This window comes from Solimonas soli DSM 21787, from assembly GCF_000474945.1.
Lineage (GTDB): Bacteria > Pseudomonadota > Gammaproteobacteria > Nevskiales > Nevskiaceae > Solimonas > Solimonas soli.
The window spans coordinates 191,911-208,823 of sequence record NZ_KI440839.1 but is presented as its reverse complement, the minus strand read 5'-3'; the positions used below and the strand labels follow the sequence as shown (position 1 = coordinate 208,823).

Below are 16,913 nucleotides of genomic sequence, written 5' to 3'. Positions count from 1 at the left end.
GGCGGTGGGCGCCGCTTACTAGATTTGAGGGGGGAAATCGGGGAACATTTCGGGCGCAATCGAATGAACGGCCCATGATGGGCCCATGACAATTAATCTAGGGAGAAGGGGAGCATGAAAATGCATAGCGCCTACGCGCCTCTCGGTCTGTTGCTGCTGGCCGCCGGTTTCGCTGTCCCGGCGCAGGCCCAGGATGCCGCCACCGATCCGGCCGCCACCGAGTCCACGACGACGCCCGATGCGGCGAGCGGCGAATCGACCCAGAACGACACCGCGGATGCCGCCACGCCGGCCGACAGCGGTACCGACCAGGCCGCGGACAGCAGTGCCGCGGGCCCCGACAGCACCGGGACCGAGGCAGCGGGCGGCGAGACCGCGCCGGCCGACGGCAGCGCCGATGCCGGCAGCAGCGACACCGCAGCGAGCGACGAGAGCCGCAGCGGTTCCGCGTCGCGCGAGCCCTTCTACGTCTACGGCGGCGTCGACTACGCCTTCCTGAGCACCTCGCTGTCGAAGGACAGCCTCAAGCAGGCACTGGGCGGCGACGAGTTCGACTCGGACTTCTACCGCCTGCGCGTCGGCACGCGCCTGTTTCCGTCGATCGGCATCGAAGCGCAGTTCGGCGTGAAGAACGAGGACGGCAATGCTTCGGACAAGGTCGAGACCAACCAGATGTATGGTCTCTATGTGGTGCCGACGGGCAATCTGTTCCGCTTCCTCGAAGTGTCGGCGCCGATCGGCTACTCGCATCTGCGCCTCGAGAACAATAATGGCAGCGTGAAGTTCGACTCGCTCAGCTTCGGCCTCAATGTCGAGTTCCCGGTGTACGTCAACCCGGAAAGCCGGTTCCCCGACGTGCGCATCGGCGGCGGCGGCGTGGTCTATTACGCCGAGCGCGAAGCGCGCACCTACAGCTACCACGCCGGCGTGCGCCTGGACTTCAAGCTCTGAAATGGCGCTGTGGAAGCAGCACGAAAAGGCGGCCGCTGGCCGCCTTTTCCGTTTCGGGCCGGCGCGCATTTACGTTTTGAAACAAAGTTTGCCGACTGCGTGACGGCGCATGGGGGCGGCCCTGCGTACCATGAGTTTCGAGCCGGTCCCCCTGAAATCGGCTCGATTCCGCCAAGTCACCCCTGAAGACGCGGCGGTTCCCCCGAGCCCCGGTCCCTGCCGGGGCTCGCCTATTTGCGCGCCGGGAAAGCCTGGCGCGGATGCGGGGCCGCTATACAGCGCCGGCACGTAAATGCGAAAATCGCACGACGCCCTGCCCGGGTGGTGGAATCGGTAGACACAGCAGACTCAAACCAACCAATGAGCCCTGCGGGGGAAACCCTGCAGGTGAAGCCCGTCAAACTCGGTGAAGGCTCTGGGATTACCCGTGCTAATGCCGAGCCAAGCCCGCGCGAACCGCGTCGGGAAGGTGTAGAGAGCAGACGGCGGGCACCTACAGCCCTGTTGGGCCACGGTGAAGGCGTGCTCCAGACCACGAACGTTCGTCGGCGGCGAAAGCCGAAGTGGTACGAAAATCTGCCGCTCGCAAGAGCATGACGGTTCGAGTCCGTCCCTGGGCACCATCCATCAACGTTGATTGCACGCGCGTCGACTGACCGCGTGAAATCGCCGACGCTATAAATGCCGAACACATGTTCAGCGGCGCGATCAGGCGCGGCGGAGGCGAGGATGGCGGAGCACCGGGAGGTTGCGGTGACGACGGGCGCCGGTCGCGGCATCGCTCGCGGGCTGATCGTCTTCACCTCGGCTTCCGGCGCCGTCCACGATGTCTACGGACCGGCCTGCGGCGCGCACAAGGCCGGCATCGACAAGCTCGCCGCCGACAGGGCTGCGATCTCGGCGAGCACGGCGTTTTGCAGGGCGCAATCGCAAAACGCCATTCTGGCGTGGTTCATTCAGGGCTTTCTATCGTGGCGTCTCAGTCCATCGAACGAGGAAGCCACCATGCAGATCGGAAGCCTGTCCCTCGGCGACGCGCCACAAGCGATCGAGCTGTTGAAGGCCGATCATCGCGAAGTCGAAGCGCTGTTCAAGCAGTTCGAGAACACCACGGACGATCGAGAGAAGGTCGCCCTGGCCAGCGCGATCTGCCACGCGCTGACCGTTCATGCCGAAATCGAAGAGCAGATTTTCTATCCCGAGTCGCGCCGCGTGCTGGGCAAGGGCGATCAGGATCAGGTCGACGAGGCCGTCGTCGAGCACGCCAGCCTCAAGCAGCTGATGGCGGATCTCGACGGCATGAAGGCCGGCGACGACCTGTTCGAGGCGCGTGTCACCGTGCTCAAGGAATACGTGCAGCATCACGTCAAGGAAGAGGAGAACGAGTTCTTCCCGAAAGTCGCCCGTGCCGGGCTCGATCAGAAGAAGGTGTGCGAACGGCTGCAGGCCATGAAGGATCAGCTGATCGACGCCAACCCGCCGATGCTCGTCGGCGACACCGTCAGCTTCCCGGTCCTGTCGAGCGGCGCCGTTTCCAAGAAGCCGCGCACGCTCGCCGCGGCGCGCGCTGCCTGAGCTTTGCGGCTGCCGCGCATCGCGGCGCCGCGGAACGACGCTGAAACGGCCGCACCTCGCACGCGAGGCCGCCGATCGAGCTGGTTTTCTGTTTCTGCCGGGGCGGCGCTGCGTGTGATGCAGCCGGGTTCGCCGATCATCAACATCGGCTCGGTCCGGGCCGGCGCGCCGGCATGGGCGGCGCCCGCTGCGGCGCGGTGAAGGCCGGACTCATCGGTCCCGCGCAGTCGATCGCGGCGGACCACGGCGCGCGCGGCAGTCGCGCAATCTCGTCGCGCCGGGCGTAGTGCGCACCGACATGCCCCGGGGTTTCCGGGACACCGAAGGCTCCGCGTCGCGCCGATGGGCGCCGGCGCTGCCCGTACAATCGGCGGACCTCGCCCCGATCCGCCGCCGATGAACCGCTCGCCGCTGACCTATCTCTTCCTGATCGCCAACATGGCGATCTTCGCGCTCGAGCTCGCGATCGGCGACCCCATCATCGAGCGCTACGCGCTGTGGCCGCTCGGCGCCGGCTTCGCGCCCTGGCAGATTCTCAGCAGCGCTTTCCTGCACGGCAGCCTGATGCACCTGGGCGCCAATATGCTCGGTCTGTTCGTGTTCGGACGCGACGTCGAGCGCGCGCTCGGTTCACTGCGCTTCGCGCTGCTGTACGGCTTGAGCATCGTCACGGCGGCCGCGGCGCAGCTGTTCGTCGCCACCTGGTTCAGCGCGCCGCAGCCGACGGTGGGCGCGTCCGGCGCCCTGTTCGGCGTGATGGTGGCGTTCGCCATGCTGTTTCCGCGTCGCGTCATCGTGCTGCTGTTCCCGCCGATTCCGCTGCCGGCGCCGCTGTTCGTCGTGCTCTACGCGGCCTTCGAGCTGTATTCCGGCGTCACCGGCTCGATGTCCGGCGTCGCGCACTTCGCGCACCTCGGCGGCCTGGTCGGCGGCTTTGCGCTGATGAAGCTGTGGAGAGTGCGGCCGTCGCGGCGCTGAGCTTCAGTCCGCGCTGCGCAGGTCCGCGAGCATGCGCTCGATGCCGGCGAGCACGGCCTGCGCTTGGTCGAGCTCGAGCAGCAGCTGCTGGCGTTCCGGCGTGATCGGCAGCAGCTCGGCGAAGCGGTAGCCCACCCAGGCCGCGTCGTCGAGGCGCTGCGGCGCCGGGAAATGTTCGCCGCCGAGTTCGGCGATCAGCTTGCGCAGCAGCTCGCCGAGCCAGGCCTGTTCCCTCGGCAGCGGCGTCGGATCAGGCGGTTCGATGAGTTCCACGGTACCGATGATGAGGCCGTCGTCCTGCGTGCGGCGCTCGCGCAGGCGAAAGCGTGTCTGCCCTTGCGTGACCAGCGAGAACAGGCCGGGCGACGGTACCTGCCACTCGACGATGTGCGCGGTGCAGCCGGTCTCGTACGGAATCGCCGGCCGGCCGACCTCGTAGCCGCCGCGGATCAGCGCGACGCCGAACGGCGTCCCGTCGCGCAGGCAGGCCTTGGTCATGTCGACGTAGCGCGGCTCGAAGATGCGCAGCGGTAGCCGGCCGCCGGGAAACAGCACCGTGCCAAGCGGGAAGATCGGGATTTCCAGGGTCGTGGCCATCGCGGCACCCACGCTCATGCAGACGGCGATGGTACTCCGGCGCGTCGCCGGCGCGGCAGGGTTTCCGTGATGCGGCAGGTTTGCGCTTCAAGATGCCATGGAAGGGACGCCGTGAATCCGCTGCCGATCGCCGGCCGCGAATTCTGGCTGTGCCGCACGTTCCCGGCGTGTGCCGGCATGCGGCCGGTGGCGACGGTGTGACCGCCGTGCGGCCGGCGTTGAGCACGCGCGACGGCGGCGGGTAGAATCCGGCGGCCGACGCGCGGTGGTGCGCCGGCCGCCATACGACGACAAGTAGAGGAAATCCGGCGGAACGCGGGCCCGGCGCCCCTTCCGAACGCATCACCCGATCGCATCGCCATCCCGCACGCCGCGCCAGCGTGGCGTCTCCATTCGCAGATCCGCACCGTCGGGCGCACGCGCGCCGTCGGCCGGCTCCCCATTCCAGGCACCGCTGCATGTCCATTCAAGAATCGATTCAGACCCAGATCGCCCGCACGATCGCCGCCGAGATCGCCGCGCAGCCGCGCCAGGTCGTCGCCGCCGTCGAGCTGCTCGACGAGGGCGCGACCGTGCCGTTCATCGCGCGCTACCGCAAGGAAGCGACCGGCGGCCTCGACGACACGCAGCTGCGCCTGCTCGAGGAGCGCCTGGTCTACCTGCGCGAACTCGAGGCGCGCCGGCAGACCGTGCTCGACTCGATCCGCGCGCAGGGCAAGCTGAGCGAGGAACTGCAAAGCAAGATCGCCGCCGTCACCACCAAGGCGGATCTCGAGGATCTCTATCTGCCGTACAAGCCGAAGCGCCGCACGCGCGCCGAGATCGCGCGCGAGAAGGGCCTCGGCCCGCTCGCCGATGCGCTGTTCGACGATCGCAAGCTGGTGCCGAACGACGCGGCGTCCGCCTACATCGGCGAGAGCGTGCCCGACGTGAAAGCCGCGCTCGAAGGCGCGCGCGACATCCTCATGGAGCGATTCGCGGAAAACGCCGAGCTGCTCGGCCGCCTGCGCGCCTACATGAAGGAGCACGCGGTGCTGCGCGCGCAGGTCGTCGACGGCAAGCAGGAGGCCGGCGCCAAGTTCTCCGACTACTTCGATCACCGCGAACGCTGGGCGACCGTGCCGAGCCACCGCGCGCTGGCCATGCTGCGCGGACGCAACGAGGAAGTGCTGATGCTCGAGCTCGAACTCGACGCCGATCATGTCGGCGCGCTGAAGCCGGCCGAGCAGATGATCGCCGATGCCTGCGCGATTCCGGCCAACGGCAGCGACGCCGACGCCTGGCTGCTCGAAGTGGCGCGCTGGACCTGGCGCGTCAAGCTCGCGTTCTCGCTGTCGCTCGATCTGATGATGGAAATGCGCGAGCGCGCCGAAGAGGAGGCGATCCGCGTGTTCGGCCGCAATCTCAAGGACCTGCTGCTCGCCGCGCCGGCCGGTTCGCGGCCGACGATGGGGCTCGATCCGGGTATCCGCACCGGCGTCAAGGTCGCCGTCATCGATGGCACCGGCAAGCTGGTCGATACCGCGACCGTCTATCCCTTCCAGCCGAAGAACGACGTGCGCGGCGCGCAGGCCGAGCTGGCGAAGCTCATCGCCCGCCACAAGGTCGAGCTGATCGCGATCGGCAACGGCACCGCCTCGCGCGAGACCGACAAGCTGGTCGCCGATCTGCTGGCCGCGCTGTCGGCGCCGAAGCCGACCAAGCTCGTCGTCAGCGAGGCCGGCGCGTCGGTGTATTCCGCCTCGGCGGCGGCGGCGGCCGAATTTCCCGATCTCGACGTCTCGCTGCGCGGCGCGGTGTCGATCGCGCGCCGCCTGCAGGATCCGCTCGCCGAGCTGGTGAAGATCGAGCCGAAGGCGATCGGCGTCGGCCAGTACCAGCACGACGTCGACCAGCACCGCCTCGCCAAGACGCTCGATGCCGTGGTCGAGGACGCGGTGAATGCGGTCGGCGTCGATCTCAACACCGCCTCGGCCTCGCTGCTGGCGCGCGTGTCGGGCCTCGGCAGCTCGCTCGCCGAGGCGATCGTCGTGCATCGCAACCAGATCGGCCCGTTCAAGACCCGCAAGGAATTGCTCGAAGTGGCGCGCCTCGGCCCGAAGACCTTCGAGCAGTGCGCGGGCTTCCTGCGCATCCGCGACGGCGCCGAGCCGCTCGACGCGTCGGCCGTGCATCCGGAAGCTTACGAGGTCGCTTCGAGGATCGTCGCCGCCTGCGGCCGCGACGTGCGATCGCTGATGGGCGACAGCAAGGCGCTCAAGGCGCTCGATCCGCGCGTGTTCGCCGACGAGCGCTTCGGCCTGCCGACGGTGCGCGACATCATCAATGAGCTCGACAAGCCGGGCCGCGATCCGCGTCCGGAATTCAAGACCGCGACCTTCAGCGACGAGGTGCACGAGATCAAGGATCTCAAGCCCGGCATGGTGCTCGAGGGCACGGTGACCAACGTCGCCGCCTTCGGCGCCTTCGTCGACATCGGCGTCCACCAGGACGGCCTCGTGCACGTCTCGCAGCTCGCCGACCGCTTCGTCAAGGATCCGCACGAGGTCGTCAAGGCCGGCGACGTCGTCAAGGTGCGCGTCGTCGACGTCGACGCGGCGCGCAAGCGCATCGCCCTGTCGATGAAGAAGGACGACGGCAGCGCGCAGCGCGCGCCCGGCCCGCGCCGGGACGCGCCGCGCGGCCTCAAGCAGGGGCAGGGCGATGGGCGCAACGCGCGCGGCCAGCGTCCGCCGCAGCAGCCAGCGAAGCCGCAGCAGGGCTCGCTCGGCGCGGCGCTGCTCGAGGCGATGAAGCGCAAGTAAGCCCGGTCCGCTCAGGAAAAAGCCCGGCCGACGCGCTCGACGGCCTGTTCACGGCCACGCGGACGACGGTGGCGAATGCGCTCGCCGAAGCAGCTCGGCTGCGAGTTCGAAGAGGGGCCGCTCGGCCGCTCCGTCCGCACCGATGCGTTGCAGAAGACGACGGTGCCGGGCGTGCTGGCCTGCGGCGACGCCGCGCGTGCGGCGGGCAAGGTCGCGCTGTCCGTCCCTGACGGCGCGCAGGCCGGCGCGGCGGCGCATCAATCGCGGATGTTCGGCCGGTGAGGCCGGAGCCGGCCGTCGCCGGCGCCTCAGTCGCGCTGGAACACCACCGGCTTGCCGCCGTAGACGCGCTTGCACATCCAGGCCGATAGCGCGGAGTCGAGGTAGGTGGCGTGGCCGGGGAACCAGTCGACCAGCGCGCGGCCGAGCGAGCGTGCCGCCGCGAAGGCGCGCGGGCCGGGCGAGCCGGCGAGCAGCTCGCGCACCTCGTGCACGGATTTCATCACCGCGGCGTGCTCGTCGATGTGGCAGTCGGCGGCCGGAAAGCCGGTCGTCTGCATCCACTCCTTCTCCTCGCCGAAGTGCGCGTCGGCGTGGGCGATGAAGTCGTCGAGCCGCGCCAGCAGCGCGTCGTCGCCGGCGGTCAGCAGCGCATCGACCTTCTCGACGAAGTCGCGATGCGTGTCGTCCATGCGCTCGTAGCCGAGCTTGTAGCGGTCGGTCCAGGTGAAGACGGGTGCGGCGGACATCGTCGGGTATCCAGCGGGCGAGCGCTCAGGCGGACGTCGATTCTAGCGCGGCATGCTCCGGCCGCTCAGTATTTCCACTCCAGCCCGAAGCCCGCCAGCACCGCGAAGCCGGGGCCCGGCTCGTAGTAGCGGCCGTTGCCGTCGTTGACGATGACCGAGCCGATGTAGTCGCGATCGAGCAGGTTGTCGAGATTGACGAAGGTGCGCAGACGCACGGTCGGCAGGTCGAACACGTAGCCGCCGTCGAGGCCGACGATCGCATAGGACGGCGCCGCCTCGCTGTTGACGTCGTTGACGGCGACGCGGCTCAGGTAGCGCACGTCGACGCCGGCGTGCCAGCCCGCGTCGCGGCCCCAGGCGAGGCGGCCGTAGAGATTCGATTCGGCGATGCCGGGAATGCGCGCGCCGGCCGGCACGGTCGCGTTGAGCGCGGTGCACGGCGTGCCGGTGCAGGTCTGGTAGTCCTCGCGCACGCGCGCGTCGAGCAGGGTGTAGGCGAGATCGAACTGCCAGTCGCCGGCGAAGCGGCCGCCGAACTGCGCTTCGGCGCCCTGGCGGCGCGTGCGGCCGGCGTTGCCGTAGACGGTGCGGCCGCCGCTGTTGCTGAGCACGACGAGCTCGTTCCGGGTTTCGGCGTCGAACACGGCGAGCTGCGCGTGCATGCCGGCGCCAAACCTGAACTTGGCACCGAGCTCGGCGTTGTCGCTGCGCGAGGCCTTGAGGTCGAAGTTCAGGCCGGCCTGCGCAATGGTCTGCGAGGGATCGTTCGGGTCCGGCACTTGCGTGATCGGCCGGTAGGCGAGTTCGGCGAAGGTCGGCGTCTCGAAGCCGCGGCCGTAGGAGCCGTACAGGCGCATTGCCTCGCTGGCGCGGAACATCAGGCCGGCGACCGGCGAGACCGCCGAGTAGTCCTTGCCGCCGCCGTCGTCCGGATTCCTGGCGGTGACGTAGTGGTCGTCGGAGGCGAAGACGATGCGGCTGTTGCGCACGCCCGCCGTCAGGTTCCAGCGTTCGGCGAAGCGCCAGTCGGCCTGCAGGTACTGATCGAAGGCCCAGACCGTGTCGATCTCGTCGCGCCGCAGCGCGCCCTTCACGCCCACCTCGCTGCCGACGAAATTCTCGTAGCCCTGGCGGTGCTGGCGCAGGTCGTCGTAGGCGAGCCCGGCGACGAGCTTCCAGGGCCGCTCGTCGCTGCCGCCGCGGTAGTGCCAGCGCGCCTCGGCGCCGCCGTAATCGGTGCCGAGATCGACGACGCCGCCGGAATGCAGGTAGGCGCCCGGTCCGTTGGTCTGCGTGGCGATCGGGATCGCCAGGAACTGCTCGATGCTGCGATGCCCGTAGTAGGCGAGCAGCTCGCTGCGCTGGCGCTCGCTGTAGCGGTGCTCCCAGATCGCGCCGCCCTGCGTCTGGCTGGCGCTCTTGCGCGTGTCGTACTGCGTGGCCTGCGGCGCGGCGGCGTCCGGCTTGGCCTCGAACTGCGCGCGCGTGAGGCCGAGCGGATCGAGCGCCTCGGGCGAATCGAAGACGTTCAGCACCAGCGTCAGCGTGTCGGCGGCGCCGAGATGCAGATCGCTTCTGCCGTTGAAGGAGCGGCGCTCGGCGGCGCTGTGATCGCGGAAGCCCTCGCTCTGGAAATTCGAGAAGGCGACGTTGTAGCCGGCGTCGCGCCCGGCGATGCCGAGCGTGCCGCGGGCGCCGACGTTCTCGCGATAGGTGTCGAAGCTGCCGCCGGCAAAGCCGCCGTAGACGGTCGGCGCGCCGCCGGTCGCGGTGAACAGCTGGATCACGCCGCCCGAGGAATTGCCGTACAGCGCCGAGAACGGGCCGCGCAGCACCTCGACGCGGCCGGCGCTGGCGAGATTGAAATGCGAAATCTGGCCCTGGCCGTCCGGCTGCGAGGCGGGAATGCCGTCGACGTAGAGCCGCAGGCCGCGGATGCCGAAGGCCGAGCGCGTGCCGAAGCCGCGGATCGACAGCTGCGTGTCCTGCGCGTAGTTCTGGCGGTCGCGCGCCAGCAGGCCGGCGACGTCGGCAAGGCCTTCCGACAGATTCACGGCGAGCGTGTCGTCGTGGAAGCGCTCGCCGCCGATGACGTCGATCGACGCGGGCACGTCGAACGCCGCCTGCGGCGTGCGCGTGGCGGTGACGACGACGGTGCTGCCCTCGCCCGGTTCGGCGATCGGCTCGGCGGCCGCGCCCAGCGCCCACACGGCGAGGGCCAGCGGGCCGCAGCGGGACAGGAACATGGAATCTCCTCGATTGTCGATCGGCGCTGCCATCGCGCCGTTGGCCGCGCGCACCGCAAACCATATGCCAAGGCGCGCGGCCCGTCGTAGCGAAGGCGGACGACGGTCGTGCCGCGATCGCGGCGCGACATTGTGCCGAAGACGGGACAGTGCTGTCGCACTTTGCGACCGCTGTCGCTGACACGGCCCTTGCCCCCGCAGGCAGCGCGGCGGTGGTACCGGCTTTGCTCGGCGCCGCTGCGCGAAAACCTCGCGACACGCGGGAGCACCCCCATGAGAATCGTACTGCTCGGCGCGCCGGGTTCCGGCAAGGGCACGCAGGGCGAAATGCTGTCGGCGCACTACGGCATTCCGCGCCTGTCGACCGGCGACGCGCCGCTGCGCGCCGCGGCTTCGCCGGCATCGTTCGGCACCATCGCGCGGCCCGACGAGGTGTGCATCGTCGCGCAACTGCCGAAGACACGGTCCGGCCAGATCATGCGCCGCCTGCTGCGCACGATCGGCCGCGGTGAAGCCGCGACACAGGACTCATCACGCTGGAGAACCCGGCCATCATCGAGCAACTGCGCGGCGCCCGAGATCGCCACGGCAGCGGACGAGTGACACGTGGCGCCCCGCCGCCCGCTCGCGGGCAGGGTCGAGCGCGCGCGTCTCGCAGTGTCTCTTGCCCCACGCGCCGCGGCCCCACCTCACCCAACCCTCTCCGCCCCTCGGGGCGGAGAGGGCTCTCGCGATGGACGGGCATCGGGAACGAATGAATGCTCGCTTTCAATTCCCCGCCGCCCGCTCGCGGGGGGAGGGGCTGAGGGAGGCGGGTCTGCGCGTCTCGCAGTGTCTCTTGCCCCACGCGCCGCGGCCCCACCTCACCCAACCCTCTCCGCCCCTCGGGGCGGAGAGGGCTCTCGCGATGGATGGGCATCGGGGAACGAACGAATGCTCGCCTTCAATTCCCCTCCGCCCGCTCGCGGGGGGAGGGCTGGGGGAGGTGGGTCTGCGCGTCTCGCAGCGCAGCTCGCTTCATGCGCCGCGGCCCCACCTCACCCAACCCTCTCCGCTCCTCGGGGAAGAGAGGCTCTCGCGATGGACGGGCATCGGGGAACGAACGAATGCTCGCCTTCAATTCCCCTCCGCCCGCTCGCGGGGGGAGGGGCTGGGGGAGGTGGGTGCGCGCGTCTCGCAGCGCAGCTCGCTTCATGCGCCGCGGCCCCACCTCACCCAACCCTCTCCGCTCCTCGGGGAAGAGAGGCTCTCGCGATGGACGGGCATCGGGGAACGAACGAATGCTCGCCTTCAATTCCCCTCCGCCCGCTCGCGGGGGGAGGGGCTGGGGGAGGTGGGTGCCGGCGGCAGGCGCTGCCGATCGCCCGCGCGCCGATGCCGTCGCTCGATCCGGCGCGGCCAATATCGAGGAGCTGAAGACAGATGAGTGAACGACCGAGACGCTATGCCGCCAGCGGCGGCGACGCCTATGCCGGCGCGCCGCTGACCAAGATCGGCGACACGCCGTTGCGGCCGGGCGCTTTCGAGCGCTATCTGCGCTTCGCGCATTCGCAGCTGCTCGCGCTCGCCGAGAGCGACGTGCAGGCGATCCACCGCAAGCGCCGCGATGGCCGGCGCGCCGCGGCGCGTTCAAGAAGCACCGGGCAGGGCCGCTAAGGGAGACATCGGAGCCGTCCACCGCCATTCGCAGGAGCCCACCGTGTCGCACGCCGCCGTCCGCCAGTACCAGGATGCCTCGATGAGCGCGGTGGTCGCCGACCTGCCGCCGGCGCGCCTGACCGGCATGCTGTTCGAGGGCGCGCTGGCGCGCCTGGCCGCGGCGCGCGGCGCCATCGAGCGCGGCGATCTCGCCGCCAAGCTGCCGGCGGTCAGCGGCGCGCTGGCCATCATCGAGCACCTGCGCGCCTGCCTCGACCACCAGGCCGGCGGCGCGCTGGCGCGCCAGCTCGACGCCCTCTACGACTACGCCCTGCGCCGGCTCGTGCACGCCAACGCCGGCAACGACGCGGCGGCGCTCGACGAGGTCATCGCCGTGCTGCGCCCGCTGCGCGAGGCCTGGGACGCGATCGGCGCCCGCGCCTGAGATGACGGCGGCACTGGCCTATCGTGAAACCCTGCCGCTGGCCTGGCGTCCGGCGATCGCCGACACGCTGCCGGCCGCGGTCGTCGAGCAGGACCTGCGGGTGCTGGCGGCGATCGCCGCGCTCGCCGAACGCACGCGCGTCGAGCCCGACGCGCCGGGCGCCGCCGAGTTCGAGCGCCTGCATCACAAGGTGGACCTGATGATCGAGCTGCTCGGCGCGCTGCTGCGTTCGATGCAGGGCCTGCCCGACGCGGTGCCGCTGCAGCTGAGCGGCGGCGGCCTGCGCTGGACGCCGGACGGCGCGGTGCCGCCGCCGGGCACGCTGGTCGACGTCAGTGTTTATCTGCATCCCGCCGCGCCGGCGCCGCTGCGCTGGCTCGGCGACATGGTCGCCGGCGAGGCCGGCGCCGCCGAGCTGCGCTGGCGGCCGATGCCCGAGGCGCTGCTGTCGGCGCTCGAGCAGTATGTGTTCATCCGGCACCGTCGGTCTGTCGCCGGCGCACGTTCGCCAGTTCATCGCGGCGAGGCGTAAATCGATTCCTACAATCCCTGACAGGTCGATACACACACCTCACCTGGGGGTTGCTGCAAATGCGAATGGTCCTGGCGGAGCCGCACACGCTGATCCGTGCCGGCCTGCGCAAATTGCTGGAGGAAGGTACCGGCACCGAGGTCGTCGCCGAAGCGGGCGATGGCCAGGAGCTGCTCGAACTCGCCGGACGCCTGCGGCCCGACGTCGTGATGACGGAACTGAACCTGCCGCAGATCTCCGGCCTCGAAGCGCTGGCGCAGATCCGCCGCCACTATCCGGAGATCGCCGTCATCATCCTCGCCGCGCCGAGCGACGGCCATCATGTGCGCAGCGCGCTGAAGAACGGCGCCGCCGGCTTCATCGCCAAGGACGCCGAACCGATGGAACTCGGCCTCGCGCTGCGCGCCGTCGAGCGCCGGCAGATCTATCTGAGCCCCGCCATTTCGCACAAGGCCATCGAGCGCCGCGCCGACGAGCGCGCCGAGGACGCCGCGGTGCTCACGCCGCGCCAGCGCCAGGTGCTGCAGCTGATCGGCCGCGGCAAGTCGACCAAGGAAATCGCCGCGCTGATGGGCATCAGCGTGAAGACGGTGGAGACGCATCGCGCGCGGCTCATGCAGTCGCTCGGCCTGTACGGCACCAATGCGCTGATGCGTCACGCGATCCGCGCGGGGCTCGACTACAGCACCGCGTGACGCCGTGCCCGGGGCGCGGCGGAATGCCGTCGCGCGTCGGGGAAACCCCGATCGGTGGTCGGGAATAATTTTCTTATCGGCATGGCAGAAGTCTCACACAGTACTCATGCCGAGAGCGCTCACAGATCGTGAGCCCGGGGGGGACTCGATGAGCAAGATGAACATGCAAGCACGCGTCAGCCAGCAGATCGCGATGACGCCGCAACTGCTGCAGTCGATCCGGCTGCTGCAGCTTTCCACGCTCGAACTGGAACAGGAGCTGCGCCAGGCGCTGGCCCAGAACGTCATGCTCGAGGGCGAGGACGACGTCGACGAAAGCGTCGCCTGCGACGACGCCGCCGCGCGCGACGAGCGCCAGGACGTCGAAGTCAGCGGCTGCGACGCCGCGGCGACGGGCCGCGTCGAAGCGGACTTCGACTGGTCGAGCCGCGAATCCTGGAGCGGCGGCGAGCCGCGCGACGACGAGGACGGCGAACCCTGGCAGGCGCGTCTCGCCGCGCCGGCGCAGACCGATGCGCGTCTCGCCGCACTCGACCAGCTGCAGCTGGTCGTGCGCAGCGAGCGCGAGGCGGCGCTGTGCACGGCGCTGGTCGATGCCGTCGACGACAACGGCTACCTGACGCAGCCGCTCGACGGCATCGCCGCCGAATCGGGCCTGCAGCCGCCGCCCGGGCCGGCCGAAGTCGAGGCCGCGCTGCGCCTGGTGCAGGGCGTCGAGCCGAGCGGCTTCGCGGCGCGTGACCTGCGCGAGTGCCTGCTGCTGCAGCTCGCCGCGCAGCCGGCCGCCACCGCCGGCCGCGAGCTCGCGCAGCGCATCGTCGCCGCGCATCTCGACCAGCTCGGCGCGCACGACCATGCCGGGCTCGGCGAAGCCCTCGGCGTCGACGCGCTGGCGCTGCACGCCGCGCTGGACCTGATCCTCAGCCTCGATCCGAAACCGGCGCGGGCGCTGACGGCGGCGGCCGAGGCGGCGCTGCCGGACCTCATCGTCAGCGGCGCGCCGGGCGCCTGGCGCGTCGAACTCAATGCCGAACGCCTGCCGCGCGTGCGCGTCAACGCCGCCTACGAGCGCATGCTCGGCGCCACCGCGCATCGCGCCATGCGCGAGCAGCTGCAGGAGGCGCGCTGGCTGGTGCGCGGCCTGGAGATGCGCAACGACACGCTGCTGCGCGCCGGCCGCGCGATCTTCGAACGCCAGCAGGCCTTCCTGGAGAAGGGCGAGGAAGGCATGGTCGCCTTGACCTTGCGCGAGATCGCCGACAGCATCGGCATGCACGAGTCGACCGTCTGTCGGGTCAGCAACAACAAATGGGTGGCTACACCGTGGGGCGTGTACGAATTGAAGGCATTCTTCCCCTCACAGATCGCCGGCCGCGGCATTGAAAGCTCCGGCACGGCGGTTCGGGCGATGATCCGCAAGATCATCAATGCCGAGAACCGGCAGGCGCCGCTCAGCGATGGCGACATCGCCGCGCTGCTGGCCCGGCAAGGCGTCGAGGTGGCGCGTCGCACGGTGGCGAAATATCGCGAGGCGATGCGCATACCGGCGGTGAAGGATCGGCTGCCGAAGACGGCGACGCGGCGCCTGCCGATGACAGGCTGAATCGGAAAGGGCAAGAAGCCCGGGGAGGTGTGGTGACGAAGGTACGGACGCTGCTGGTCGACGACAATCGGCCGTTCCTGATTCTGGCGCGGCACCTGCTCACCAGCTTCCCGGAAATCGAGATTGTCGGCGAGGCCTACGACGGTGAGGAAGCCATCCGCGTCGCCGAGAGCCTGCGTCCCGAACTGATCATCATGGATCTGGCGATGCCGCGCATGGGCGGCCTGCAGGCGACGCGCCTGATCAAGGCCCAGGACGCGCCGCCGGTGATCATGATCGCCTCGCACTACGACGACGCCGCGCATCGCGAGTTCGTCGCCCAGGTAGGCGCCGAAGGTTTCATCAACAAGCGCAGTTACGACCGCGACGTGATCGACATGGTGCGGCGGTTGCTGCGGGAGAGGTCGGATGTCTGAATCACGCGTTCTGGTCATCGAACCCGATGTGGCCCGTGGAGAGGCGCTGCGCGCCATTCTCGAATTCATCGACTACCGTGCGACGGTGCTCGCTTCGGCGAGCGAGCTGATGCTCGCCGAGCATCGCCCGCAGGACTGGCTCGCCGTGCTGGTCGGCTGCGCACCGGACGCGAGCCTCGACACGTTCGTTGCCTGGCTGCGCCGCGATCGACGCCATCCGCCGCTGATCGTCCTGCAGCCGCATCACGACACCCTGCTCAACCGCTACGGCCTCGACGCCAGCGCCTGCCTGCCGCTCGACGTGCCGGTGCGCTACGCGCCGCTGTCCGAGCATCTCAAGCGCGCCGGCCTGCTGCAGATGGAACAGGACGTCGGCGCCAAGCGCCACTGCGGCCCGAGCGGCAACTCGGCGGCAATCCGCCGCGTGCGCAAGCTGATCGAGCAGGTCGCCGCGTTCGACACCACCGTGCTGATCACCGGCGAATCGGGCACCGGCAAGGAAGTCGTCGCCCGCGCCATCCACGAGCGCTCGGCGCGTCGCAACCAGCCTTTCGTCGCCGTCAACTGCGGCGCCATTCCGTCGGAGCTGCTCGAAAGCGAGCTGTTCGGTCACGAGAAGGGCGCCTTCACCGGCGCGCTCACCGCGCGCCGCGGGCGTTTCGAGATGGCCGACGGCGGCACGCTGTTCCTCGACGAGATCGGCGACATGCCGCTGTCGATGCAGGTCAAAATCCTGCGCGCGCTGCAGGAGCGCACCTTCGAACGCGTCGGCGCCAACCGCAGCTCGCACTGCGACGTGCGCGTGATCGCCGCGACGCACCGCAATCTCGAGGACGCCATCGTCAAGGGCACGTTCCGCGAGGACCTCTACTACCGCCTCAACGTGTTTCCGATCGAGACGCCGCCGCTGCGCGAGCGCGCCGAGGATCTGCCGCTGCTGATCGACGATCTGCTGCGCACGCTGGAACTGCACGGCCACGGCCGCGTGCAGCTGGCGCCGGATGCAATCAACATGCTGTGCCACTATCACTGGCCGGGCAACGTGCGCGAGCTGTCGAACCTGCTGGAACGCCTCGCGGTGCTGCATCCGCAGGCGACGGTGAATGCGGCCAGCCTGCCGAAGCGCTACTGCATGGAGCCGCCCGCCGACGGCGTCTGCGACTTCGCGTTCGACGATGCGCTGCAGGCGGAGCCGGAAGCCGCCGTGTCCGCGGCCGCCGACCTGCCGCTGATGTCGGCCGCGTCGCTCGCCGAGCTGCCGGCGGAAGGCGTGAATCTCAAGGATCACATCGAGGCGATCGAGCTGTCGCTGATCCGCCAGGCGCTGAGCCACTCGGGCGGTGTCGTGGCGCATGCGGCGAAGCTGCTGAACACGCGGCGCACGACGCTGGTCGAGAAGCTGCGCAAGTACGGGCTGTCGCGCGAAGCGCTGGGCGGCGAGATCGAACTGGCCTCGTAGGCGCTGCATGCCTGACCGAAGCGCGCGATGCGTTCATCGCGCGCTTTTTTGTTGGGCGCTTGATTGGGCTTTTTGATTTCGCCTTGCGGCGACTTACTTCTCTTTGCTTGTGCAAAGAGAAGTAAGCAAGAGAAAGCACACCCTGAGGGCCGCATCCCTCGCTACGCGAGGGAAGCCTGCGCTGCTCACGTGCTCGGGGTCGTCGCCGACAGGCCATCCATGGCC

The 16,913-nt window shown here is 69.6% G+C and carries 15 protein-coding genes, 1 tRNA gene and 1 pseudogene; 14 read left to right on the top strand and 3 right to left on the bottom strand.

Features of this window, described 5'->3' with window-relative positions; translation table 11 throughout:
* The first annotated feature begins 114 nt into the window (after positions 1–114).
* From K344_RS0118780 to K344_RS0118765, 4 genes are all read left to right on the top strand, one after another.
* The gene (locus tag K344_RS0118780) at positions 115–951 is read left to right on the top strand and encodes a RodZ family helix-turn-helix domain-containing protein (RefSeq protein ID WP_028081966.1); all 837 of its coding nucleotides are present in this window, start codon (positions 115–117) and stop codon (positions 949–951) included.
* Positions 952–1,508: 557 nt separating this feature from the next.
* Positions 1,509–1,574 (top strand) — tRNA-Ser (locus K344_RS24250).
* A gap of 130 nt (positions 1,575–1,704) precedes the next feature.
* Positions 1,705–2,526: a hemerythrin domain-containing protein gene (locus K344_RS22560; protein WP_211234583.1), complete on the top strand. Its 822-nt coding sequence runs from the start codon at positions 1,705–1,707 to the stop codon at positions 2,524–2,526.
* 396 nt (positions 2,527–2,922) lie between these two features.
* The gene (locus K344_RS0118765) at positions 2,923–3,504 is read left to right on the top strand and encodes a rhomboid family intramembrane serine protease (protein ID WP_028081965.1); all 582 of its coding nucleotides are present in this window, start codon (positions 2,923–2,925) and stop codon (positions 3,502–3,504) included.
* 3 nt (positions 3,505–3,507) lie between these two features.
* Here the strand turns inward: K344_RS0118765 and K344_RS0118760 are convergent, their stop codons facing one another.
* A complete protein-coding gene (locus K344_RS0118760; RefSeq protein ID WP_084197620.1) occupies positions 3,508–4,119 on the bottom strand; it encodes an LON peptidase substrate-binding domain-containing protein in 612 nt (203 codons plus the stop codon).
* 440 nt (positions 4,120–4,559) lie between these two features.
* Here K344_RS0118760 and K344_RS0118750 point away from each other — a divergent pair, with 440 nt between their 5' ends.
* Positions 4,560–6,905, top strand: a complete 2,346-nt coding sequence (locus tag K344_RS0118750) for a Tex family protein (RefSeq protein ID WP_028081963.1) — start codon at positions 4,560–4,562, stop codon at positions 6,903–6,905.
* 75 nt (positions 6,906–6,980) lie between these two features.
* Positions 6,981–7,187 (top strand): hypothetical protein, encoded by a 207-nt coding sequence (locus K344_RS0118745; protein ID WP_028081962.1) that lies wholly within the window; start codon positions 6,981–6,983, stop codon positions 7,185–7,187.
* A 26-nt stretch (positions 7,188–7,213) separates the two neighbouring features.
* Here K344_RS0118745 and K344_RS0118740 read toward each other — a convergent pair whose 3' ends face one another.
* Together K344_RS0118740 and K344_RS23260 are read right to left on the bottom strand one after the other, a co-directional pair.
* A complete protein-coding gene (locus K344_RS0118740) occupies positions 7,214–7,654 on the bottom strand; it encodes a bacteriohemerythrin (protein ID WP_028081961.1) in 441 nt (146 codons plus the stop codon).
* Positions 7,655–7,719: 65 nt separating this feature from the next.
* Positions 7,720–9,900 carry a TonB-dependent receptor family protein gene (locus K344_RS23260; protein ID WP_084197619.1) on the bottom strand — a complete coding sequence of 727 codons (2,181 nt, stop codon included), beginning with the start codon at positions 9,898–9,900 and terminating at the stop codon, positions 7,720–7,722.
* A gap of 273 nt (positions 9,901–10,173) precedes the next feature.
* Between K344_RS23260 and K344_RS25090 the strand changes: the two are divergent.
* The 8 genes and pseudogenes from K344_RS25090 to K344_RS0118695 all read left to right on the top strand — a co-directional run.
* Positions 10,174–10,323 (top strand): annotated as a pseudogene (locus K344_RS25090) (AAA family ATPase); the annotation flags it as partial.
* A gap of 999 nt (positions 10,324–11,322) precedes the next feature.
* The gene (locus K344_RS0118725) at positions 11,323–11,556 is read left to right on the top strand and encodes a hypothetical protein (protein WP_028081958.1); all 234 of its coding nucleotides are present in this window, start codon (positions 11,323–11,325) and stop codon (positions 11,554–11,556) included.
* A gap of 43 nt (positions 11,557–11,599) precedes the next feature.
* Positions 11,600–11,983 carry a flagellar export chaperone FliS gene (gene fliS, locus K344_RS0118720; RefSeq protein ID WP_028081957.1) on the top strand — a complete coding sequence of 128 codons (384 nt, stop codon included), beginning with the start codon at positions 11,600–11,602 and terminating at the stop codon, positions 11,981–11,983.
* A gap of 1 nt (position 11,984) precedes the next feature.
* A complete protein-coding gene (locus K344_RS0118715; RefSeq protein WP_028081956.1) occupies positions 11,985–12,515 on the top strand; it encodes a PilZ domain-containing protein in 531 nt (176 codons plus the stop codon).
* A 59-nt stretch (positions 12,516–12,574) separates the two neighbouring features.
* Positions 12,575–13,210 carry a response regulator gene (locus tag K344_RS0118710; RefSeq protein ID WP_028081955.1) on the top strand — a complete coding sequence of 212 codons (636 nt, stop codon included), beginning with the start codon at positions 12,575–12,577 and terminating at the stop codon, positions 13,208–13,210.
* Between the two features lie 157 nt (positions 13,211–13,367).
* Positions 13,368–14,813, top strand: coding sequence for an RNA polymerase factor sigma-54 (gene rpoN, locus K344_RS0118705; protein ID WP_245586266.1), 1,446 nt, complete (start codon positions 13,368–13,370; stop codon positions 14,811–14,813).
* Between the two features lie 32 nt (positions 14,814–14,845).
* Entirely contained in the window at positions 14,846–15,229 is a 384-nt protein-coding gene (locus K344_RS0118700; protein ID WP_028081953.1) for a response regulator, read from the top strand.
* Positions 15,222–16,688 carry a sigma-54 dependent transcriptional regulator gene (locus K344_RS0118695; protein ID WP_028081952.1) on the top strand — a complete coding sequence of 489 codons (1,467 nt, stop codon included), beginning with the start codon at positions 15,222–15,224 and terminating at the stop codon, positions 16,686–16,688. Before K344_RS0118700 ends, K344_RS0118695 begins: the two co-directional genes overlap by 8 nt.
* Positions 16,689–16,913: the final 225 nt, after the last annotated feature.

Coding starts and splice junctions, on each gene's coding strand:
- K344_RS0118740 (WP_028081961.1), bottom strand. CDS start 7,654: ATGTCCGCCGCACCCGTCTTCACCTGGACCGACCGCTACAAGCTCGGC.
- K344_RS0118725 (WP_028081958.1), top strand. CDS start 11,323: ATGAGTGAACGACCGAGACGCTATGCCGCCAGCGGCGGCGACGCCTAT.
- K344_RS0118710 (WP_028081955.1), top strand. CDS start 12,575: ATGCGAATGGTCCTGGCGGAGCCGCACACGCTGATCCGTGCCGGCCTG.
- K344_RS23260 (WP_084197619.1), bottom strand. CDS start 9,900: ATGTTCCTGTCCCGCTGCGGCCCGCTGGCCCTCGCCGTGTGGGCGCTG.
- K344_RS0118765 (WP_028081965.1), top strand. CDS start 2,923: ATGAACCGCTCGCCGCTGACCTATCTCTTCCTGATCGCCAACATGGCG.
- K344_RS0118745 (WP_028081962.1), top strand. CDS start 6,981: ATGCGCTCGCCGAAGCAGCTCGGCTGCGAGTTCGAAGAGGGGCCGCTC.
- K344_RS0118760 (WP_084197620.1), bottom strand. CDS start 4,119: ATGAGCGTGGGTGCCGCGATGGCCACGACCCTGGAAATCCCGATCTTC.
- K344_RS0118780 (WP_028081966.1), top strand. CDS start 115: ATGAAAATGCATAGCGCCTACGCGCCTCTCGGTCTGTTGCTGCTGGCC.
- K344_RS0118715 (WP_028081956.1), top strand. CDS start 11,985: ATGACGGCGGCACTGGCCTATCGTGAAACCCTGCCGCTGGCCTGGCGT.
- rpoN (WP_245586266.1), top strand. CDS start 13,368: ATGAACATGCAAGCACGCGTCAGCCAGCAGATCGCGATGACGCCGCAA.
- K344_RS0118695 (WP_028081952.1), top strand. CDS start 15,222: ATGTCTGAATCACGCGTTCTGGTCATCGAACCCGATGTGGCCCGTGGA.
- K344_RS0118750 (WP_028081963.1), top strand. CDS start 4,560: ATGTCCATTCAAGAATCGATTCAGACCCAGATCGCCCGCACGATCGCC.